This is a genomic window from Pedobacter sp. WC2501, assembly GCF_052682415.1.
In genome coordinates this window covers 3,594,856-3,618,262 of record NZ_JBQZFI010000001.1, presented here as the reverse complement: position 1 = coordinate 3,618,262, position 23,407 = coordinate 3,594,856, and the positions used below count along the sequence as shown (strand labels likewise).

The following is a 23,407-nucleotide window of genomic DNA, read 5'->3' as shown; positions in this document are numbered from 1 at the left end:
TCAGAATGACAAAAAAAGAAAAAGGCTGCCCCGGTTTGGAACAGCCTGACTAGATTTATAAGGATAATAATAAAATGAGGTTATCGCAATTTAACTATTTCCATCCGCCACCCAGAGCATGGTAAATATCTACCACAGCATTCAATTGCTGTTTTTTGGTTTCGATCAATTCTAATTTCGATTGTAAAGCATCACGTTGGGTCATCAATACCTCAAAATAATCAGCTCTGGCAGATTTAAACAAATCGTTTGAAATATCAATCGATTGGGTAAGTGCGTTGACCTGTTTCGACTTCAGGTCATAGCTTTTCTGCAAATTGCTGATTTTCGATAACTGATTGGCTACTTCAATATAACCATTTAAAATGGCTTTTTCATAGTCAAAAACTGCCTGTAATTGTTTGGCATTTGCAGATGAATATTCCGCTTTAATGGCATTTCTATTGATCAGTGGTCCGGCCAAATCTCCGGCCAAAGAGTAGATCAAAGATTCTGGCGTTCTTAATAAATACGAAGGATTGAAAGCCTGATAACCAATTGCAGCAGAAATACCCAATGATGGATAAAACTGTGCCTTAGCTACTTTAACATCCAATTTAGCAGCTGCCAGTTCGTACTCTGCCTGTTTAATATCAGGACGGTTGGCCAACAGCTGAGCTGGTAAACCCGAGTGTACGGTTGCCGGTACCAAATCGGTAAAACTTGATTTATCCCTAACAATGGGTTGAGGAAAACGGCCCAGCAGGAAATTAATTTTATTCTCGGTTTCAGTAATATCTTGCTGAATATCAAATTCTAAACTTTTTGAGCTGAGCACCTCTGCCTCAAACTTACGCACGGCAAGTTCATTAACCCTGGAGGCCTGTTTCTGTATTTTCATCAACTCCAATGCATTGCTTTGCAGTTCGATCGTTTTTTTTACCGTCTCCAACTGATTATCAGAAGCTAACAATTCATAATACGAATTGGCTACTTCGGCAATTAAATTGGTGATTACGAAATTCTTACCTTCTACTGTCGAAAGATAGTGGTTAATGGCTGCTTTTTTAGAATTACGCAGTTTATGCCAGATATCCGCTTCCCAGTTGGCCTGTAAACCAAAACGATAATCGGGCAATACTTCAGGCACTTCTCTACCTGGCGTAATTTCAGTAGAAGCATCGCCTGCACCCGAACTGGTGTAACGGCCAACTTTATCCAATCCAGCACCAACGCCATAGGTTACACTTGGTAAAAGTTCTCCTTTTCTGGCCTTAATTTCATTTTTGGCAATTTCGATATCCTGAAGGGTAATATTCAGCTCCTGGTTATTTTTCAGAGCGGTATCAATCAGGTTGATCAGGTTGGGATCTGTAAAAAAGTTACGCCATTGCATACCAGCTGTACTTACAGTATCATCTGAGCCATTAAAACTCACAGGTACGTTTTTATTCTCGGCACGTTGGGCTACTTCCGGTAGCTTACAGGCGGTATATGCCGCGCATATCAGCACTAAGCCAAGGCCTTTATAAATATTATTCTTAAACATTATCTTCTACTTCTTCAGTTAATGGATGTTCTTCTTCAATTTTGATCAGCTTGTGTTTTGCTGCTATTGATCCGAATATGTAATATAGTCCAGGGATTACAACTACTCCGAAAATGGTTCCGAAAAGCATCCCGCCGGCAGCAGCCGAGCCAATGGTCCTGTTACCTATTTTTCCAGGTCCGGAAGCAATCATTAAAGGAATTAAACCTGCAATAAAGGCAAAAGAGGTCATTAAAATCGGACGGAAACGTACACTTGCACCTTCCATTGCCGCTTTTAGTACCGTTGCCCCCTGAGCCTGCCGTTGTGCGGCAAATTCCACAATCAATACTGCGTTCTTCCCGAGTAAACCAATCAGCATCACCATTGCAACCTGTGCATAAATGTTGTTTTCCAATCCTAATAATTTTAAGAACAAGAAAGCACCAAAAATACCCGCTGGCAATGAAAGGATAACTGAAAGTGGCAAAATAAAACTTTCATATTGGGCTGCCAGAACTAAATAAACGAAGCCTAAACAGATCAGGAAGATATATATTGCTTCGTTACCTCTTGATACCTCATCTTTAGAAATACCGGCCCAATCAATACCGAAACCCCTTGGCAAAGTTTTCTTAGCTACTTCGGTAATGGCTTTAATGGCTTCACCAGAACTATAACCTGGAGCAGATTGTCCGCTGATCTCCGAAGCATTATACATGTTGTGTCTGGTAATTTCAGATAAACCATATACTTTCCTCATTTTGATAAACGCTGAGAAAGGCACCATTTCATCGCGATCGTTTTTAACCGACAGTTTTAAGATATCTTCTGGCAAAGCCCTGTATTGAGGCAATGCCTGCACGATTACTTTGTATTGGTGATCATATTTAATAAAACTGGTTTCGTAATTACTACCTACAAAAGTGGATAGTGTATTCATCGCATTATCAATACTCACGCCTTTTTGTTGTGCAATATCATTGTCAACATCTAACATGTACTGAGGGAAACTTGCACTGTAAAAAGTGAATACTGATGAAAGTTCTTTACGTTTATTCAGCTCTTTTACAAAATCGTTGGCAACAGTTTCCATTTTTTTGTAATCGCCGCTACCCGCTTTATCCAGTAAACGAAGCTCGAAACCTCCCGCAGCACCATAACCGGGAACAGCTGGTGGCTGGAAAAACTCGATAGTTGCACCTGGAATAGATTTCGATTTCTCTTCAAGTTCTTCAATAATCTCTACTGCCGAATGTTTACGATCGCTCCAATCTTTCAGGTTAATTAAGCAGGTACCCGAGTTCGATCCTGTACCTTCAGTAAGAATCTCATATCCTGCCAAAGATGAAACTGACTTTACACCGTCAATATCTTCGCACATTCTCTGCAGTTTCTCTGCAATCTGGTCGGTACGTTCTAATGTAGATCCCGGCGGAGTTTGGATAATGGCATAAACCATCCCCTGATCTTCATTCGGGATAAATCCTGATGGCACACTTCCACTCAATCCCCAGATACCTAAACAAAACACCACCAGAATACCAAAGGTTAATATCCTGCGACTTACTACCTTGGTTAACACCAATTCATATTTACCAGAAAGTTTGGCAAAACCATTGTTGAAACCATCTAAAAAGCGATCAATAATGGTCTTCTTTTTCTTCGATCCATGGTTATTCTTCAACATAATGGCACACAACGCTGGTGTAAGTGTTAAAGCCACAATACCCGAAAGGATAATTGCTGTTGCCATGGTGATGGAGAACTGACGGTAGAAAATACCTACTGGCCCAGACATAAAAGCTACCGGAATAAATACCGATGCCATTAAAAAGGTAATGGCGATAATTGCCCCACCAATTTCTTTCATGGCCTGTTGTGTAGCTTTCAGTACCGAAAGTTTCCGATCGTGCTCCATCTTGGCATGCACGGCTTCAATTACCACAATGGCATCATCTACTACTACCCCGATGGCCAACACCAGGGCGAATAAGGTAATTAAGTTGAGCGTAATGCCGAAAAACTGCATAAACACAAAGGTTCCGATTAAGGATACGGGTACAGCAATAGCTGGAATAAGTGTTGAGCGCCAGTCGCCAAGAAACAGGAATACCACTAGACCTACCAAAATAAAAGCTTCGACAAGGGTGTGGATTACCTTTTCAATTGAGGCATCGAGGAATTTCGAAACATCGTAACTTACTTCATAATCCAATCCTTTAGGAAAAGAGCTCGATTTGATCTCGGCCATTTTCGCTTTCACATCTTTAATTACCTGACTGGCGTTACTACCATACGATTGTTTCAACACAATAGCTGCTGAAGCCTTTCCGTTTAATGTAGAGTATAAATTGTAAGCAGAAGCACTAAAATCTACATCGGCCACATCTTTTAAGCGAAGTAATTCTCCATTGGCACTTGCTCTTAACACTACATTTTCGTATCCTTCTTTCGTACTAAAGCGTCCGGAATATTTTAATACGTACTCAAAAGCTTGTGAGCGTTTACCAGAACTCTCACCGGTTTTACCTGGTGAGGCTTCTAAACTTTGCTCATCAAGTGCTTTCATCACTTCATCAACAGAGATTTTATAAGCTTGCATCCGGTCGGGCTTAAGCCAGATCCTCATGGCGTAATCCCTATCACCCAAAATATCGGCAAAACCCACACCATCTACCCTTTTCAACTCAGAAAGCAAGTTGATGTCGGCATAATTGTACAGGAAGTTCTGGTTCATTTTAGGGTCTTTACTGTACAAATTGATGTACATTAACATGTTAGACTCTTCGCGGGTGATTTTAACCCCCTCACGAACCACTAAAGGAGGAAGTTTATTGGTAACAGCTGCAACACGGTTCTGAACGTTAAGTGAAGCCTGATTGGGATCGGTACCCAGGTTAAATACCACCTGGATTGATGCTTCACCATCGTTACCGGCGTCAGAAGCGATATATTTCATTCCCGGTACACCGTTAAGTGCACGCTCGAGCGGAATAACCACCGATTTAATCAACAACTCGTTATTTGCCCCTGGGTATTCTGCCGTAATATTAACTTTAGGCGGCGAAATAGAAGGGAATTGTGTAACGGGCAGATAGCTGATGGCCAATACCCCAAGAAACACAATGATAAGCGATATTACTATAGAAAGGACAGGCCTTTGTATGAATTTACTAAACATAAAATAAGTTTGGAGGGTAGATTATTCAGTTTTTAATCTTAATTGTTTCATCACTTCCTGAGGCTGCTGGAATTTGAAGGCGATCTTATCATCGTCTTTAACCTTCTGTACACCTTCAAGCAATATTTTATCTTCAGCTGTGATGCCATCGCCTATGATGTATAAATCAGGGAGGTCGCCCGCAATGGTAATCGCTCTGGAATGCACCTTGTTACTTTTATCAATCACAAAAACATAAGTCTTATCCTGAATATCATAAGTGGCTTTCTGTGGAATTACCAAGGCATTTTTTAAGGGAACTACCATCTGGATTTTACCGGTTTCTCCGTTTCTTAGCAAGTTATCCGAGTTATTAAACCTGGCCCTGAAAGCGATGTTTCCTGTTTCGTTATCAAATTCGCTTTCGATTACTTCAACCTTACCTTTCGATTTCAGCAACTCGTTATTCGCCAATAGCAGGCTAACCTCTTGTTGCCCCTTTGCTTTTGCACTACTCTGGTAGTTCAGGTATTCTGGCTCAGATACATTAAAATAGGCAAAAACCTGACTATTATCAGAAAGACTGGTTAATAAAGCGCCCTCATCTACCAAACTCCCTAATTTTAAAGGAATACGGTCGATGGTGCCATCAAAAGGCGCCCTGATTTCGGTATTAGACAAGTGGAATTTAGCCAGTGAGGTTTCAGCATTTGCCGATTGCAGTTTGGCTTTAGCCATCGCCAGTTCATTTTTAGAAACGATATTTTTATCTGACAATAATTTTGTGTTTTCCAACTCAATTTCTGCCGATTTAGTTTCAGCTTGTGCTTTTAGCAATTCAGATTGTGCAGCTTTAGGCATAATCTTAAACAAAAGCTGACCTGCTTTTACATGCTGGCCTTCATCTACATAAATATTTTGGAGATAACCCTTTTCCTGGGCCCTAACTTCGATGTTCCGAACGGATTTAATCTGCGAAACATATTCTTTGGTAAAGGAAGTATCCATCCTTAACGGCGTTGTTACCGCATAAGTGGCTACTTCTTCTTTTTCTTCTTTCTTCGAGGTGCAACCTGTTACGTAAAGCAAAGTACACAAGCCTAAGCACATGAGAACTCTTTTCATTTTTTTTCGTTGAATGGTTTTAATCTGATTTAATTTTTCTAATTAGTTTCCATTGGCAACCAATTTATATGAAAAGTGATCTACGACCGGTTTGTAGATACTTAATTGATTTCAATAAATTCTGGTTACGCAATGATTTAATTCGAATGCGAAATAAATACAGATTTATGAAGTTATAATGAAGTTGAACTTCAGGTTTCCATTCTGAAAATCGTGGTTTAGCACATAAAGAGGTGATTTATAATTACAAACATCATATTTATAGTGCTTTTTTAACTAATGAAGCAATTAATGATTCCTTTTAGATGAAGAAATTGGCATTTCCCCAAAAAAAAATGCTTGTTTTTATGTATTTGAATATTTCCGTCATAGTGAAGAAAAAGGTTTTATGACTGTTAAACTACATGAAATGAATTAATCAATGGGATAAACCGGGCCAGTCCCAGTTTACTATTGCCGAGCACTCCCCTCTGCTCATCTGCTATCGGGGCCAGTATTTATCAATTTGATGAAGATGGCATATCAGAGATCGGTTACGAGGATACGGAGCAGTTTACCCTCACGAAATCGTTTTTGATCGTCCGCAGCTTTACCTTCACCATGTAACAAACAGTTGAAATAAAATAACACCAGCCAAAATAAAAGATTAAGCCTTTAAAAATAAAACACTTAGCAATAAATGTTATATTTATTTGAACGATAATTATCCAGCACCGTAGGCAAGCATTACCTTTGTAAAAAATACCATAATGAACAGTACCCAATCAAAAGCGCTCGAACTTGTTGTAGGCATCATAAAAGATACCATTAGCGATATTAAAATTGAAAACACTTCTGCAAACACTGTTACCCTAAAAGACGGTAATGCCACTATGCAATTAACACAACAGGCAGGTGAAAATGCAGATAAGGAAACAGTTGTAATCCTGGACCCAAAAGACATTATTTACAGCGAAGACCTTCTTCCAGAGCTAAATGATCTTACCTCGGTTATGGTAATTATAAACGGTTTGGATATCGAAACGCACCTTGTTTTTCAGGCAGTAAGAGATTGTTTTGATCAGATCAGCAACAGTTACGAATTTTTGAAAACCTTTGAAAAAGAGGTGATTAAAATAAAAAGCGGATTTAAATTTGGAAGCCATGCTTTTGTACTCAATGTACTGAATGAAAAAGACCAGATTTCTATCAGTGCAGAATTTGCAGCATCATTTGATGCAGCGGTTAGAAAAACAGTTGAAACAGATGTAATCAAAGTACAAAAAGCCGTTAATAAAATGGTTAAAGAAGACGGTGCAATTTAATTGTCCGCTTTTTTAAATAAAAAATAACAAATATTTCGGTAGCCCTATGCCAAAAAGCATGGGGCTATGGAAACCCGATTGTTTTATACGTTCATTGGCATGTTTATCCATCCAATAACCGACGAGGTAGTGATTAGTTTTTAAGGGTATTAAAAAGCGGTAATATAGTGCTGTAAATTTATTCAACCGTTGATGCCGATTGATCCCAAAATTACTTATTTAAACAGCCCTTAATTACCGAGAAAAGGTAGATTAGGATTACCCAGCCTGCCATCACAAATTTAGGCCAGGCAATAAAATCTGTTCGCCAAAATTCAGCCAGGTTGCCAGGGTGATGGAAACTGTGTAGCAGTCTGACATTCTCAATAACATCCAATGAGCCAATTAAGAAGGCCAGAAATAAATTAAATCTTAATAATTCATTTAACCAACTTGTTTTTTCTCTTTGCATTTGCGCATTAGATAGTGTCATGATAAGCAATACATAGACCAAAATAAACAGAAAATCGAGGTGTGTATTCTTTTGTGCAAGGTTTAAAAGTGTTTGGTCGCCATACAGCGTGTCGCTCCAAAGCGAAATAATCTCCGTTCCTGTATCTTTATTGGCAAGCTCCAGGCCAATGATTCCTTTACCACTGAATTGCTGAAGGACATTTCCTTGAAAAGACATTACACCACAAACGATAACAAATGCTAAAATCAATATCTTTTTCATTGCTGTCCTCCTTCCTGTTGGTTTACAACTTCAACAACTGCAGTTCCTTGTTTATTTGGGTTATTAATACAATGGATAAAGGCTGCTGCTGTTTTTTTGAAATGTTTAGGCAATGGGTGCAATTCATCTGTCCAGCCGTTTTTACCAATTGATCCTCTCGAATCGATATGGAATACCCGGTTCTCCCCTAACATTTTAGTAAAAGTGCGGCCAATATCGATCATCATTTCATTAAACAGGTAAATCATGGCATAAACAATTTTGCGTTGGTCTTCGGGGTCGTAAATACCTCTGAGCTGCAAGGGCGTTTTTAGCCATCCGCCATGTCCGAGAAAGGTTCGTGCAAACAACCGATACCATTTGAATGGGTTATACCCTGTTATCTTTTTATCGCTCGGAATAGCGTAATCGTAACCTTGGGTAATGATCTGTATTCCCGGAAATTTGCCCTTTTCACCCTTGCCTTTTCCTCCGGTAAGAATTCCATTTATAATAAAGTAATATTGCAGCTGAAAAAAGGCCAGTAAAGCATAAAAATCTTTGGATATGAACTGCGTACCCCGCATAAAATCTTCCGGTTTATCGGGTGCCTTAACCGCATTTTGATAGAGATATTTCGCAAATGCACTATTTTCAAATTCATTAGAATCGCCTTTATGTGTAACCATGGCTGCAATCCTCCGGTTTCCGACCAGATCGTTTCCGCCCCCGCTAATGATAAATACATCAGGCTGAAGTGTGGAAAGCTGTTCCACATATTTTTTGGCACTAAGCATATTCATCAGCCAATCGCCTCCGGAGGCCAGGCTATAAACAGCTATATTTTCTTCCATAGCAACCCAGTCGATTACATCGCTTAAAAGAATGGGATAATTAAACCAGGAATCGCCCTCTACCACCACAACCCTGTTTTTAAGTCCGTTGTGCTTAGCATTATGCTTACGAAAATTATTTTTTACCTTTTTTATAAAACGGGCATTACGCTGGCTATTTTTTAATGCGTCAACTTTGGCCATGACAGGTGCTAATGCCGCTATTTTACGTACCTGCTCCAGATTAAGATCGTAGATGTGCTGAATAATTTCTGAGAGATCAAACTCATTAATTTCAGGCCGCAAATCAACAAGTTCGCTAACCGTAATTTTGTTATTCAGCAATTTTTCGATAAGACATTTCTTTATAGCAGGATCCATGGCTTTTCGTTCGTTGTATATCATTTTATTTAGGTTAATTTTTATTACCTGAAATGTTTCTCCATAAAACTGAGCATGTTCCTGCTCATAAACTTCTCTACAATCTCTTCTCCTGAGATCAAATTATCCGGAATCGACATGCTGTAATCCGGATTTGCAACAAAGGCATTTGCATGGATAAGAAGTCTGTCTTTAAGTAATCCAAAGTCGGCAAAATATTCATGAGTTGAAAAGTTTTAGATGAAATATCCCTAAGGCACAGCACAAAATCCGCTTGGGGACATACCGGGTAATATTAATTGAAATATATATAGCACTCAACCGACGATAACAGCTCACTTTAAACTACAGCATTTACTGTTATCGAATACGTAAATATAACGGATCACCTGATAGATTCCAATACCCGATGCTGGGTATAAAATCTAATGTATCCGTTCGAAAAAATACGATAAATACCGCCTAATAGGTATTTGTATTCTGCACTACATTGGTTAAATTGCATAACCAATACAAACTAATATTACACCATAAAGATAATTAGTACGACCTGATTAAAGCAAAGTACATATAGTTTATTGTATTGATAACTGATTATTTAAGTCGCTCTACCATGAAATATTTAGTTACACTTGTCTTCTTGATTCTTTTTAATGGTAGAACCTACGCTCAAAAAGATTGGGCTTACGCACCATATTTCAGTTTTGGGCTTAATGTAAATCTTAACTATGGAAAAAAGCAAACTTTTCCTGGGGTAAACCTCTATGGCGGTTTTGCAGTGAGTGCCGTTTACAAAAACAGCTTTATCGCAAACTATGGTGGCAGTATTTCTATATACAGGAAAACTGTTGGTACCAATCTGAATCCCTTGATTGATAATGTTGAGATAGACTTTACCAATTCTATCTCTGCAGGATACGGTGGTAATCCACTAAGTTATAAGAAACTAATACGTACGATGCAGAATTCTGCTTTCTACAACATCAACTTAAACAACAATTATTTCGGACTGCTCTCTACCAATATTGTATTCAACAACCATCGGCGCAACCAGGTGGTAGGTTCGGTTACCCTTTCAGGGCCTGGACTTAGCTTTAATTATTATAATGATGGTGCTGCACCAGTAAAGTGGTTTGGCATTGGCGATGGTTTTGATCGCTGGTGGACAGGTGGTGGTTCATTCTTCGTACACTCCCGCAAGGGCTTTAATTATGGTGAGTTAAGTTTCGATCAGTTTACAGGTTACCAGCCATTTTTGTTCGAGCTTTCTGAAATCATCGGTATAGATGTTCCTCCGTATGCTCAGTCTGCCGATGATCAGTCGAAAAGAAAAAAAGATTCGAACTACAACAGTTCTCAATATCATCTCAGGATTGGACTAAATGAACATTTTAGTGTTGATGCGGGTGTTTTGGGTTCGTTAAGGGTAGGTGAAAACGGAACTATATTTTCTTTTCAGGATCTGATACACGTAATTGGAAAAATGCCTTTGCACCCAAATAACGATGTGAACAGGGTTTTTATTGGAGGATCATTTAATAATATCAATTATGTTAAAGTTAAATAGCAGTAAACTCATTATCTTTTTGCTGGTGGCGCTGAGCTCTTGCACCATCAGGAAACATCCGTTTAACTTTAATAAGGACATTGATAAAGCGTTTTTGCAAAGTGTGATCGGCGGAAGCAAATCTATACTGGCCACTGAAAAGAATGCCACCCGTGCAAGGGTATATAAAGCAGGTTTTCTTCAAGGCTGGATGGAACAGAATCATTTCGTAGACTGGGCGGTTCTGAGTAAACAGCGCAAAAATGAGTTCACTTCCTATAATAGAGGAGGCAAAAGCGAGTATGATGTTTACCTTATTTTATTTGATGCAAAAAGTGGAAACAAAAACAGTTTCTTGTTTTTCACAGTACAGCGGCCATGGTTAGAAACAGATGTTGCCACAGGTTTCAGCCCTTTTTATTACGGAATTTTAGACAGCCGGGCATCTGGCCCCTATCTCCTTACTGATGAAACTTTTAAGATAACTGCTAAATGCACAACTTATACGCCAACCAAGAGAAAAAGTGACAAAATATATTTTTTACTGGATAAACAATATGGCTCCAACTTTACTTCAGACAGTCTTCGGATTGAAAAAGTAGTGCTCACGCAAGAAAATCAGCTAAGCGGCAACAAGGCATTAGTGATATCGGTTGATGATGTACTGGGCGATAAGGTATCGCTTATTATGAGGTATGAAGACACCATTATTTTGAAACCTTAACATTGCTAACAATGAGAAAATTAAGAAAAAAAAGGGCTAAGAGGGATAAATTATTTTTCCTACCTACGTTAAGGTGTGTAAAAATTGACGGAGAATTTTGTGTTTTCGAAAGAAAAGATGGTGGTTGGAGCGAAACAGGAATAACCTATACTACTTGTGAAGAATGCAAAAGGCAAACCGGAGCAAATCGCTGTTATTCGCTATAATTCTTGCCCTTTCAACAACGAACATTATCTTAACATTTATGAAACAGAATACTTACATTAAAAGATTATCTTAGCAAACACAAACCAGCCCTTCTTTGTTTTATAACCAGATTAGAGCGGCACAAAATGGAAAACGAAATACAATCTGAAAGGGATATCCAATGCGAATTCCTAAATATTTTTAAATTTATATGGGCAGCTTGTGGCATAGCACCATTAGCCGAAGCACCGGGCAATCCAGAGCCAGAAAATACAAATCTTAACCAAAGCATACAATTATAGATATTAAACTGTAATTGCGCTTAGTCTTGATGTGCATTATAAATTTAAACACTATGCGTGTTTTTGGTGCATTAGTTCGTTATGCTATCAAACAATAATACAGCACAGGTTATTCATCAAACCAACGTACTACCATGCAATGCCATAATCTTCTCCATGGTTGCTCGATCCACCTTGCAAGCTATTGTGTTTCCAATCAAAATAAATGGCATTGATAGGCCCACTGGTACGTTCTGAAAAACTGAGTGTATAACCCATTTTTTTTAGTTCGTTACGCACCTCTTCTTTAGTATTGGCATTTAACAAGATCTGACCAGGCTTTGGTGCTCTGTCGCTCGTTTTAGTACCACCTAGCGAAAGCCAAAGTTGATTGGTGTTAAAATTAGCGGCTTCGGTTGCCCTTTGCACATTCATATCAAATTCAGCCATATTTAAAAAGAATTGCAGTAAGTTTTGGTCCTGGGTATCCCCACCCTGAACTGCGGCAGATATAAAAGGTTTACCATCTTTGAGAAATAGTGAGGGCGATAAGGTTACTCTTGGTCGTTTGCCAGGCGCAACAACATTGAAGGGATTTAAAGCAGAATCGAGCACAAAACTTTGCATGCGCTGACTCATTCCAATACCTGTATTACCGGCAATACAGGCCGGAAGCCAGCCTCCGCTTGGGGTAACTGATACCACCCAACCTGCCTTGTCTGCAGCTTCTATCGACGTTGTTCCCCGCCATAAACGGTCTTCATAAATTTCTTTTGGCGTATTGTTGCCCAAATCGTGTTTTGGCGCAAAATTCCGTTTGGCTGTATCAGGGTTAAAACCCCTGCTCTTTAACAGATTTAAGTAAGGGTTTTTCCTGCCTTCATACGGATAAGGATCACCAGGGCCTACGTTTACATCATTTTTATCTGCCTGAATAAGCGAGGCCCGTTGTTTTGCATAATCTTTACTTAAAAGACCTTTTATCGGTTCAACAGGATTTTGATCTGGATCACCATAGTAAAAATCGCGGTCGGCGAAAGACAGGTTCATCGCCTGATAAACAGTATGAATATATTTTGAACTATTATAGCCCATTGCTTTTAGATCAAAATTCTCTAATATATTCAATGCCTGGAGTAAAACCGGACCCTGTGTCCACTGTTTTAATTTATACACTTCAATTCCTTTATAATCGGTGCTTAGCGCTTCTTCTTCAACCGGTTTCCATTTAGCAAGATCATCCATGGTTATCAAACCGCCTTGTTCTTTACTCCCACGGACAAATTCTTTCGCGATGTCTCCTTTATAAAAACGATCGTAAGCGGCCATTAATGCCTCTTCTCGGTTGCTTCCTTTCTTTAACGCTGCTTGTTCTGCTTCAACCATTTTGGTTAAGGTGGCCAACAGTTCTTTTTGAACAAAAACCTCCCCTGCTTCTGGTGCCTCACGTTTCTCACCCAAGTGTGGCAACAACACCTTTTTACTGTAAGGCCAGGTTTTAATCAATTCTTTATCGCGCTCCATACTGTTTGCAGCCTGTGCTTCTATGGCATAACCCGCAGCCATGTGCATGGCAGGTGCTAAAACCTGACCCAGGCTCATGCTACCGTATTTACTCAGCATGTAGATCAGGCCGCCGGGCGTACCAGGTGTAGTGGCGGCCAAAGGACCGTATTCTGGCGGAAAACTATACCCTTTAGCCTTAAAAAAGGCTACCGTTGCTCCGGTTGGGGCAACGCCCATCGCATTTATGGCGATTACCTTTTTGGTATTCGGATTGTAAATCAGTGCCTGTGTTTCTCCTCCCCAGCTTAAGGTATCCCACATGGTGCAAGTGGCAGCTAACATGGCACATGCCGCATCAACAGCATTTCCTCCTTGCTGAAAGATCATTGACCCTGCTGTTGCTGCCATTGGCTTTCCCGTGATGGCCATCCAGCTGTTACCGTACAGCATCGGCTTTTGTGTTTGCTGTGCAAATAAAGGATGAAAAGAAAGTGATAATAATAGAAAGAGGAATAAATTTTTCATACTTCCAATATAGCTAAAATATCTACTATGGCAATCCGCATCAGCACTAAAAACCCTTAATTCAGGACAATAAAACAAGCTTGTTACAAAATTTTAAATCCTGCCTTTATTTCTTTTTCCTGGGCTTGGGTTCGGGCAGTTCAGCTACGGTGATACTTACCAGTTTTTTCAGCCAATCGCTATCTTCCAACTGTTCTTCTATTAGAAATTGATTTTTTGCGCCCGGATAAGGTGGTGCTTCCACAACGTCAATGATATATGCTCTTCCCGATAAAGTAGGCTTAACAAACAATTTGTTATCGCACACGAGCGCAAATAACTTATCATCAAAATACAAACCGTATTCACCAAACATTTTCTTACAGGTAACCTGTCCGGAATAACCAATCTGATCGATAACAAAGTCCACGAATTTCTGATCTGATGCCATTTGTAAATTGATTTAATTTAAACTTTAATTTGATTAAAATCTTTCTTTTGATTCTGGTTTGCAATGATACGCTTAATCACTAAATTTGCCGCCCTAAAAGCTGGTTGCTCGTTCAGGCAAACCGTTGCGCTAAAAGGAAAATTATAAAATGGAAAAAAACGATTTTGTTTCTATCTGGCTGGAAGAAACCGGAAATCCTGCAATTGAGAAACTAGAACAGCTAAACCTGGAAGCTGCCCTTAAAACTACAGCATTACTTGCAGTAAAAGGTTCAACTGAAAACGACCTGGCGTTTATATTGGATATTAATCCTGATGAAATCAAAAGGTGGTTAACTGGCAGGCATGTTTTCAGTATCAAAACCATTAATAAAATTACAGTTGCATTAGCTGAAATTGACACCAATAACACCGGAAAGCAACAGCTAAATTAATATATTAAAACGCAGCAGGGGCTGGCCCACGAACGCAGCTCCAGTATTTAAATTTCTTTACTTCCCTACTGTAGTTTCGCTAAAGTTAACTGTTTTAAGTTTACTCACATTCTTTTCCTCCAAAGCTTTTCCTGCATATTCTGGCTTATTTGCACCCCATACCACATTGCTGTTGAGTAGGCTGATGTATCCGGTATTTTCAAAATAAAATCCCGCAATTGCACTTTTAACGAGCCCTTCAACATTGCTTGGCCTGCGGTCATATACTCCTCCTGCTTCTTTTGTAGTTTTATCGAGGTAAACACTAACCTGGTCAAAATAGATCTCAGAAATTTTATCAGGGCTTTCACCACTGATGTACACACCACTTTCTCCTGTACATCTGATATTACTGAAATAAATATTTTTAACTGCTCCAACCTTGCCCTTCGTTTGCCCCTTCGGCAAACGCCAGCCAGCATCTTTATTATTGCTGGTTGCTCTTGGATAAGCGGTAATATAAATCGGCTCTGCCTTACCCCACCATACATCCGAAAAAAGTTTCGATTCGATAAACAGGTTAGAAAAAATCACATTATTTACGGTACCCTCATCACGGTTTTGAATACCTATACCGCGGTTACTCTTTCTGATATTGCAGTTATTGATCAGTACGTTACTAATCCGGTCCATATTTTCAGAACCTATTTTAATGGCGCATGAGCTGGAGGTCATGGTACAGTTACTAACTACAATGTTTTCACAGGCACCGTATTCTTCAAATTCACGCCTGTTTTTTAAGCAGATACAGTCATCACCCGATTCGATAAAACAATTGGTAATCCGCACGTTTTTACTGTGATCCAGGTCAATTCCATCACTATTACGGATTTTAATACTGTTGAGTAATGTTATATTCGATATCGAAACATCATTACAACCTATTAAATGAACGGTCCAGTAGGCTGAATTTTGAAAAGTTACCCCATCTATATTCAGTTTATTACAGCCGATTAGGGTAAGCAAATGCGGTCGCGGATCTACAACATTAAAAGGTTTTAAAACATACGAGTCGCTAAGTTCATCCCCCATAAACGAAATTCCATTCCCATCAATCACCCCTGTTCCGCTAATGCTTACCTGTTCTAGTTTTTCTCCGCCTATCCAAATGGTACCCTCGCCTTTATTTTCTCTAAAAGCACTTTGCGTATACAGTTTTTCATCAGGGCTAGCCAGGAGTTTAGCTCCACCTTCTACCCTTAAATCAACAAACGATTTTAAGTTAAAAGGACCGGCTAAAAATACATGCCCGGCGGGAACAATCACCTGCCCACCCCCTGCTGCAGAACAGGCATTGATGGCCTTCTGAATGGCAACTGCATCGTTGGTTTTGCCATCGCCAACCGCACCATAATTTTTAATATTATATAATTTATTCTGGGCCATCCCACTGAAAGAAATCAGCAGTGCAAAAAAAAGTAAAATTCTAATCTTCATTTCAATTCGTTATAATATAAAATAGGTTATTTTAAGCCATGACTTGCTTACCAAAAGACGGTATAAAGCGCTGCAAGAATACCACAGATAATAACCGAGGCAATGGTAAATGCCGGAGTAACCTTAAACATGCTGCTGTCAATTTCCAGTCCCTGCGGGTTATCTTTACTTTTAGGATCGGTTAAGGTTACCAGAACCATTAAAACCATTATAATCACAAATACCCACGACATTCTATTCAAGAAAGGAATCGGTGCGATAGCTCCGCTGGTTAGAGTAGGCAGGAATTTAAAAAAAGTAGATAAAGGGATGGTTAATAAAGAAGCGGTAAGCGCTGCACGTGAAGTGGTTTTCTTCCAGAAAAAGCCCAGTAAAAAGATAGCAAAAACACCCGGCGAAATAAAACCTACATATTCCTGGATAAACTGATAAACCTGATCAAAACTGCGCAATGCCGGAGCGATAACGATCGCAATTAAAGATGCGACAACCACAGACCAGCGACCAACCGAAACCAATCGGGTTTCTGAAGCTTCGGGTTTGATAAACTTCTTGTAAATATCAAGTGTAAAAATAGTGGCAATGCTATTACATTTTCCGGCAAGTGAGGCTACGATAGCCGCAGTAAGCGCAGCAAAAGCTAGTCCTTTTATCCCTGCAGGCAATAAATTCATGAGAACCGGGTAAGCATGATCGGGTTTAACAGTTCCGGCTGCATCAAGCATTTCGGAATGGAAATAACCACGTTGATAAAGCACGTAGGCTGCAATGCCTGGAATAACAACAATTACCGGAATGAGTAATTTCAAAAACGCGGCAAATATTAATCCGTTACGCCCGGTCTTTAAATCGGCTCCTAATGCCCGCTGAACAATATACTGGTTACAGCCCCAGTAATTTAAATTATTGATCCACAAACCACCTACCAGTACCGCAATACCAGGCAATTCGTGGTAAAATTTATCTCCTTTAGAAAATATCATATGAAAATGATCGGATGCTTCACTACGCAATAATGGAAGCGAGGCCAAAACGCTGGGTGCATCCAGTTTTTCAGCTACTAGTTTAAGCGCCATATAACAGGTAATCAGTCCGCCTGCCACTAAAACAAAAACCTGTATTACATCGGTATAACCAATTACCTTCATGCCGCCAAGGGTGATAATGGCTGAAAAAATGGCCAAAAAAATGATACAGATATTAAAAGGAATACCCGTAATCGTTTCAATAGCGATGGCACCAAGAAAGAAAATGGACGTTAAGTTTACAAATACATAAACAAGTAACCAAAAAACAGCCATTAATGTACTTACCGTATTATTATACCGATTAGACAAAAACTGTGGCATGGTGTAAATTTTGTTCTTAATGTAAATGGGCAGAAAGAATATGGCTACAATAATTAATGTAGCGGCAGCCATCCATTCATAACTGGCAATGGCAAGCCCCATGGCAAAACCCGAACCAGACATACCAATAAAATGTTCGGCAGAAATATTAGAAGCAATGATAGATGCACCAATTGCCCACCAGGTGAGTGAACCTTCCGCCAAAAAATAATCCTTCGTATCAGTACGCTTTTGTTTCTTGCTTCGATAAACCCAATAGCCATACGCCGAAACAATGATAAAATACATTAAAAAAACAACATAATCGAATACAGACAAGTGATTCATAAGGATTTTTTACATTTGGTTTTTTTTAAAAATCAGAAAAAATCCCAATGTTGAAGGTTTAATTCAATTATTTAATTACGTAAACGTTTTCGCGTATCAGGTAGCAAGACCTAAATTTATCCCGTTAACAACCTGTAGATTCGCGTTTGGTCAGCACGGATTTTAATATGATATTCTGTTCATCGTCCAATTGTTTGTTGTGGAGGATTTTGAAAAGGCATTTTGCCGCTTCACGCCCAATTTCAAAAGCAGGTTGCGAAATTGTTGTAAGCGAGGGACTTAAGAGCTTTGCCGTACTCAGGTTAGAAAAGCTGAGGACTTTAACATCATTTGGGATCTGCAAGCCCAATTCCCTACAGGCACAATAAGCAGGAATGATGAATTCTTCAATAGAAGAAAAAAGTGCATCGGGTTTATACTTTCCAAGCAATTCTTTGATCTGTTGCAGGTTAAATTCTTCGTCATCATGATATTTAATCACGAGTTCATCCGAAACCGCTAGCCCATGTGATTTCAATGCGTCTAGATAACCCGCAAACCTTGATTTACCAGCCGGAAGATTTTCGAGGCCAAATAAATAGGCAATTTTGGTACAGCCACACTCAATTAAATGTTCAGTGGCCTGAAAAGCAATTTCATAATCATCAGTAGTTACTTTAACCGCATCCAGGTTTTCATACACCCGGTCGAAAAACACCAAAGGGATTTTCTTAACCAGATTGGCATAATATTCACTATTGTATTCACTGCTTGATACAGAAGTAAGAATACCATCTACCCTTCCATTTAACAAACTGTTGGTGAAGGCTTTTTCTGCCTCTATATTTTCATGGGTTTGATAAATGAGCACATGGTAACCATACTGTCGGGCTATTTCTTCAATTCCCATGATGGATAAGGAGAAAAAATTATTGGCTACACAGGGTATAACTACTGCAACGGTTTTGGTTTTATTGCTCCGAAGGTTACTCGCTGCCGGATTTGGTGTATAATTTAGTTCTTTAGCCAAAGTCCACACCCTGTTTTTGGTTTTTAAACTGATTTCATGACTGTCGTTGAGGGCCTTAGAAACGGTTGCGATAGAAATGTTCAATTCCTGAGCCAACCGCTTAATATTAACTGTTTCCGCCATGTATTTAATTTTGTTTGTTAGTTTTTTGAGGTTTACCTGGCTTTACCGCGAGAAATGCGATAGGCCAAACCCTCCCTTTCCTTCGCCAGCACCTTTATCAAAAACAGTAGCTTCCTCGCTATACGGATATAAACAGAGGAAGTTGATGTTAAAAATAATTTAGCTGGTTAAACTGCCAGAGATCTTTTCTTTATGAATAAATAGCTGGCCGCAAACGCAAATATAAAATAATCGTTACATCATCTTCAATTTTTTCTTTTGTCCGTTTCTCTACCATTATCCAGGCAGAGCGGCATTTGTTAAACCAGCAACAATTTGCAACTACTTAAATTTAAACTTTTTAATTCGTATTCCGCAGTCCGAAAGAATATTTTACGTAATCGTTTAAGTAAATAAAATTGGCCAAAAATAAAATTTTAAGCTTTCAAAAACTCAACTTTAACCCAACAACCAACAAAATTTTATTCAAATCAATTTCTAGCCTTATGAGAAACCCAAGTGCATCTTCAGAGGACAACCAAAATCCGTTGCAAAATCTTGATCAATGGGAAGAGGATATATTAACCCGCTATCCGGATCCTAAAAACATCAATGCTGACAAAAAAGAAGAGCAGTTCAGAAATTACGAAGAAACCGAAAAAGATAGTGTAAAAGAATTTTACAGGCTTAACCATACCTATCAAACATACGATTTCGTAAAGCAGAAAAAAGCAGATTACTTAAAGTTCGACAAACAAGAGATGCCTATCTGGAGTGCGTTTGATTTTTTGAATAAGTTAGTAGACGATTCTGATCCTGATACCGATTTAGACCAGATGCAGCATTTGTTGCAAACATCTGAGGCCATCAGAAACGATGGCCATCCCGATTGGATGGTGTTGGTAGGCTTAATCCACGATATGGGTAAAGTGCTTTGTTTATTCGGAGAACCACAATGGGCTGTAGTTGGCGATACTTTCCCGGTAGGTTGTGCTTATTCAGATAAAATTGTTTATCCTGAATTTTTCAGTCAGAATCCCGATTTCAACAATGAAACTTATCAAACCAAATTGGGTGTTTACACCCAAAATTGTGGGCTGGATAATGTAGATATGTCTTGGGGACACGATGAATATGTGTACCACATGATGAAGCCCTACTTACCAGAACCAGGTTTATATATGCTCCGTTACCATTCTTTTTATTCACAGCACAGGGAAAATGCATACGATCACCTGATGAATGAAAAGGACCATGAAATGTTTAAATGGGTTAACCTCTTTAACCCTTACGATTTATATTCCAAAAACCCCAATCAAAAAAGCTGGGAAGAACTGCAACCTTATTACAAAGCACTGGTGGCTAAATATTTACCGGCTACTATTAAATTTTAATTCTATCTCCAAACATTAATAACCAAATAAACAATTTATGAATCTAATTTTACAAAAATCATGAGATTTAAATGTACACGCTTAAAGTATAGTGGCTTATTTATGCTGCTTTTACTCATCAGCCAGGTGTTCAATGTTGCCTACGCGCAAACTGAACGAAAAATTACTGGAAACTTATTGGATAATACAAACCAGCCTGTAATCGGTGCGTCTGTTTCAGTAAAAGGTACTTCGAAAGTAACTTCTACAGGTACAGATGGATCATTCAGCATTTCAGCAAAAACCGGCGACAAAATTCTTTTCAGTTTCCTGGGCTACCAAACTAAGGAACTTACCGTAGGTACAGCGTCTACTTATAAAGTTACTATCTTAGAATCTACAGCCGCTCTTAATGATGTGGTTGTGGTAGGTTATGGTAAAAGCTCAAGAAAAGCTTTAACCAGCTCCATCTCTACGGTTAAAGGCGATGATTTGAATCGGGGGGCTATTAGTGATATTGGCCAGATGTTACAAGGTAAGGTACCTGGTTTAAACATTACCAAAAATGGAGATCCTACCAAAAGTGCAGCAATCATTATGCGTGGTGCATCTACCCTGCGTGACGGTGCGCAATCGCCATTATTTGTAATTGATGGTGTAGTTGGTGCCGACATTTCGATTCTTGCGCCAGATGATATCGCCACGATCGACGTGTTAAAAGATGCAGCCGCTGCGTCTATTTATGGTAACAGGGCTGCCAATGGTGTAATTATGGTCACCACCAAAAAAGGTGTAGCAGGTGCAACACAAATTGCTTACAATGGTTACTTTGGTGTAGAAAATGTATCTAACCGATATGACATGATGAATGCTGATCAATTAAAGGCATTCTTAGCTAAAAGCAATTCGGCTCTTACACCAGCAAATGATAAGGGTGCGGATACCAATTGGCAAAACGAGGTACAACGCAGTGATGCTTTATCATACAACCACAACATCTCTTTAAGTGGTGGTACCGAAAAAACTACCTATAATGCCAGTTTAAATTATTTCAAACAAGAAGGAATTATCAAAACCAGCGATTTAGATAGATTTATCGGTCGCATCGGAATTGAACAAAAGGCTTTAAACGACAAGTTGAAGATCGGACTGAACATTAGCAATTCGGTAACCAATGCTAATCTGGTTCCATATCGCAATACGGTACTTTCGCAAATGCTTACTTACCTGCCAACAGCGCCGGTAAAGAATCCAGATGGGTCTTATTTCGATAACTTAATCCAAACCAGCTATTATAATCCGGTTTCTATGCTTGAAAACGGTACAGAGAACCTGAAGAATAAAAATATATTAGGAAATTTAACCGTGAACTTAAAATTACCTTTCGGTTTCTCTTACGATATTTCTGCATCTTACCAGAATAGCCAAAACGTTTATGGTGCCTTTTATAACAGCATTTATACTTCCAGGTATAACAATGTTCGTAATACTCCGGAGCCACCTGCAACGCCTAGCTTTGTAACTTTGGTGGGTAAAGATGGTTTGGCGGTAAGAAATGCCTATCAGAGCACCAATAAAATTATAGAGACCTATTTAACCTGGAATAAAAAATTTGGTGACCATGATATTAATGCCGTGGTGGGTTATTCTTATCAGCAATCGCTAAATAATGATGGTTTTCAGTCTACCTCAACAAATTTCCCGATTAACCAGGTAAGTTACAACAACTTAAGTTTAGGAAACCCATATGCGGTAACTGATTTCAGGGTTGATTATAACCCGGGCACAACTTATCAGGAAATTTTGATGATCTCTGATTTTGCAAGGGTAAATTATAATTACAAAAACAAATACCTTGTACAAGGTTCAATCAGAAGAGATGGGTCAAATGTGTTCGGAATAAATGAAACATGGGGTTATTACCCATCTGTAGGTGCGGCATGGAACATTGATCAGGAAAATTTCTTTAAAAGCATAGGCGTGATCAAAACCCTTAAATTGAGAGGTAGTTATGGTATTGCGGGTAACTCTCTTGGATTTGCACCGTTGACCACCAAGCTCATATATGGTAATGTGGGTCAGTTTTATTACAATGGTTCTCCAAGAGAAGGTGCCTATGGCGCAATCCAAAATGAAAACCCTGATTTAAGATGGGAAAGAACCGCTACAACCAATATAGGTTTAGATTTCGGACTATTTAATGGCAGGTTAACAGGATCTGTAGATCTATATGATAAAAAAACAACTGATTTGATTTTGACATTTCCGGTAGATAATAACCTGTATCCAGCACCATCTTATACGGCAAATGTTGGTAGTTTGAGCAACAAAGGTATCGAGCTGGTTTTAAACGGTACGCCAATACTTACAGATAACTTTAGTTGGACTACAGGATTCAACTTAGCCCATAATAAAAATAAAATCATTTCATTATCGGATGATAGTAGATTTAATATTGAAGACCGATTGACAGTTTCTCCTGATGGAGCGGGACAAAGTGGTGCAACAATTCAAATACTAAAACCAGGGCAGCCAATCGGAACTTTTTTCACATTTCAATATGCAGGTAAAAATGCAAACGGTGTTTCACAGTATTATGATGCAGCTGGTAATGTTACAACGACCCCGGTAAATAAAACAGACTATTATGTTCTTGGAGATGCACAGCCAAAAGCACTTTTAGGTTGGACAAACAATATCAGGTACAAGAATTTTGATTTAAGTGTGTTCATGAGAGCTGCTTTAGGTCTTAAAATCATGAATGTTACCCGTGCAGATTTATTCCGCCCTAGCACTGCACAATTTACCAATATCCCGGTAGAGGTTGAAAATGAATCAGTAGCTGATTTTAACGCTCCTAAATACTCTAGTAGGTTCTTAGAGAATGGTAGCTATTTACGCTTAGATAACGCAACACTGGGATATACATTCAAAAAAGGAATCATTCCTGGTGTAAATTCTCTTCGTTTGTATACTACAGCGAATAACTTGTTTGTAATTACAGGCTATAAAGGCATCGACCCGGAAATTAACCAGGGCGGTACTGCTCCAGGCGTAGATACCAATAACTTTTATCCTAAAACCAGAACATTTTTATTTGGTTTAAACGTATCATTTAATTAAAATTAAAAAA

Annotated in this window: 16 protein-coding genes; 6 read left to right on the top strand and 10 right to left on the bottom strand. The window is 39.0% G+C overall.

Going from position 1 to position 23,407, the window contains the following annotated elements:
* Positions 1-94: 94 nt before the first annotated feature.
* The 3 genes from ACUN24_RS15275 to ACUN24_RS15265 are packed head-to-tail and all read right to left on the bottom strand — an operon-like array spanning position 95 to position 5,795.
* Positions 95-1,528 (bottom strand): TolC family protein, encoded by a 1,434-nt coding sequence (locus ACUN24_RS15275; protein ID WP_445563279.1) that lies wholly within the window; start codon positions 1,526-1,528, stop codon positions 95-97.
* Positions 1,521-4,691 carry an efflux RND transporter permease subunit gene (locus ACUN24_RS15270; protein ID WP_445563278.1) on the bottom strand — a complete coding sequence of 1,057 codons (3,171 nt, stop codon included), beginning with the start codon at positions 4,689-4,691 and terminating at the stop codon, positions 1,521-1,523. The genes ACUN24_RS15275 and ACUN24_RS15270 overlap by 8 nt, the downstream gene beginning before the upstream one ends.
* Positions 4,692-4,712: 21 nt before the next feature.
* Positions 4,713-5,795, bottom strand: a complete 1,083-nt coding sequence (locus ACUN24_RS15265; RefSeq protein ID WP_445563277.1) for an efflux RND transporter periplasmic adaptor subunit — start codon at positions 5,793-5,795, stop codon at positions 4,713-4,715.
* A gap of 749 nt (positions 5,796-6,544) precedes the next feature.
* On the opposite strand from ACUN24_RS15265, the gene ACUN24_RS15260 reads away from it, so the two are divergent.
* A complete protein-coding gene (locus ACUN24_RS15260; RefSeq protein WP_445563276.1) occupies positions 6,545-7,099 on the top strand; it encodes a hypothetical protein in 555 nt (184 codons plus the stop codon).
* Positions 7,100-7,310: 211 nt separating this feature from the next.
* On the opposite strand, the gene ACUN24_RS15255 is transcribed toward ACUN24_RS15260, so the two are convergent.
* Together ACUN24_RS15255 and ACUN24_RS15250 are read right to left on the bottom strand one after the other, a co-directional pair.
* The gene (locus ACUN24_RS15255; RefSeq protein WP_445563275.1) at positions 7,311-7,814 is read right to left on the bottom strand and encodes a hypothetical protein; all 504 of its coding nucleotides are present in this window, start codon (positions 7,812-7,814) and stop codon (positions 7,311-7,313) included.
* A complete protein-coding gene (locus ACUN24_RS15250) occupies positions 7,811-9,031 on the bottom strand; it encodes a hypothetical protein (RefSeq protein WP_445563274.1) in 1,221 nt (406 codons plus the stop codon). The genes ACUN24_RS15255 and ACUN24_RS15250 overlap by 4 nt, the downstream gene beginning before the upstream one ends.
* 589 nt (positions 9,032-9,620) lie before the next feature.
* On the opposite strand from ACUN24_RS15250, the gene ACUN24_RS15245 reads away from it, so the two are divergent.
* A complete protein-coding gene (locus ACUN24_RS15245; protein WP_445563273.1) occupies positions 9,621-10,574 on the top strand; it encodes a hypothetical protein in 954 nt (317 codons plus the stop codon).
* Positions 10,558-11,277 carry a hypothetical protein gene (locus ACUN24_RS15240; protein ID WP_445563272.1) on the top strand — a complete coding sequence of 240 codons (720 nt, stop codon included), beginning with the start codon at positions 10,558-10,560 and terminating at the stop codon, positions 11,275-11,277. The genes ACUN24_RS15245 and ACUN24_RS15240 overlap by 17 nt, the downstream gene beginning before the upstream one ends.
* A gap of 617 nt (positions 11,278-11,894) precedes the next feature.
* Here ACUN24_RS15240 and ACUN24_RS15235 read toward each other — a convergent pair.
* Both ACUN24_RS15235 and ACUN24_RS15230 read right to left on the bottom strand, forming a co-directional pair.
* Positions 11,895-13,775 (bottom strand): gamma-glutamyltransferase family protein, encoded by a 1,881-nt coding sequence (locus ACUN24_RS15235; RefSeq protein ID WP_445563271.1) that lies wholly within the window; start codon positions 13,773-13,775, stop codon positions 11,895-11,897.
* Positions 13,776-13,881: 106 nt separating this feature from the next.
* Entirely contained in the window at positions 13,882-14,205 is a 324-nt protein-coding gene (locus ACUN24_RS15230) for a TfoX/Sxy family protein (RefSeq protein ID WP_445563270.1), read from the bottom strand.
* A 148-nt stretch (positions 14,206-14,353) separates the two neighbouring features.
* On the opposite strand from ACUN24_RS15230, the gene ACUN24_RS15225 reads away from it, so the two are divergent.
* Positions 14,354-14,638, top strand: coding sequence for a hypothetical protein (locus ACUN24_RS15225; RefSeq protein ID WP_445563269.1), 285 nt, complete (start codon positions 14,354-14,356; stop codon positions 14,636-14,638).
* A 57-nt stretch (positions 14,639-14,695) separates the two neighbouring features.
* On the opposite strand, the gene ACUN24_RS15220 is transcribed toward ACUN24_RS15225, so the two are convergent.
* The 3 genes from ACUN24_RS15220 to ACUN24_RS15210 all read right to left on the bottom strand — a co-directional run bounded on the left by ACUN24_RS15220 (position 14,696) and on the right by ACUN24_RS15210 (position 18,922).
* Positions 14,696-16,114, bottom strand: coding sequence for a glycoside hydrolase family 28 protein (locus tag ACUN24_RS15220; RefSeq protein ID WP_445563268.1), 1,419 nt, complete (start codon positions 16,112-16,114; stop codon positions 14,696-14,698).
* 47 nt (positions 16,115-16,161) lie between these two features.
* On the bottom strand, positions 16,162-17,790 hold the full coding sequence (locus tag ACUN24_RS15215; RefSeq protein ID WP_445563267.1) for a sodium/sugar symporter: 1,629 nt from the start codon (positions 17,788-17,790) through the stop codon (positions 16,162-16,164).
* A 124-nt stretch (positions 17,791-17,914) separates the two neighbouring features.
* Positions 17,915-18,922, bottom strand: coding sequence for a LacI family DNA-binding transcriptional regulator (locus ACUN24_RS15210; RefSeq protein ID WP_445563266.1), 1,008 nt, complete (start codon positions 18,920-18,922; stop codon positions 17,915-17,917).
* A 485-nt stretch (positions 18,923-19,407) separates the two neighbouring features.
* Here ACUN24_RS15210 and ACUN24_RS15205 point away from each other — a divergent pair, with 485 nt between their 5' ends.
* Together ACUN24_RS15205 and ACUN24_RS15200 are read left to right on the top strand one after the other, a co-directional pair.
* Positions 19,408-20,295: an inositol oxygenase family protein gene (locus ACUN24_RS15205; protein WP_445563265.1), complete on the top strand. Its 888-nt coding sequence runs from the start codon at positions 19,408-19,410 to the stop codon at positions 20,293-20,295.
* 60 nt (positions 20,296-20,355) lie between these two features.
* On the top strand, positions 20,356-23,397 hold the full coding sequence (locus ACUN24_RS15200; RefSeq protein ID WP_445563264.1) for a SusC/RagA family TonB-linked outer membrane protein: 3,042 nt from the start codon (positions 20,356-20,358) through the stop codon (positions 23,395-23,397).
* The last annotated feature ends 10 nt before the right edge of the window (positions 23,398-23,407 follow it).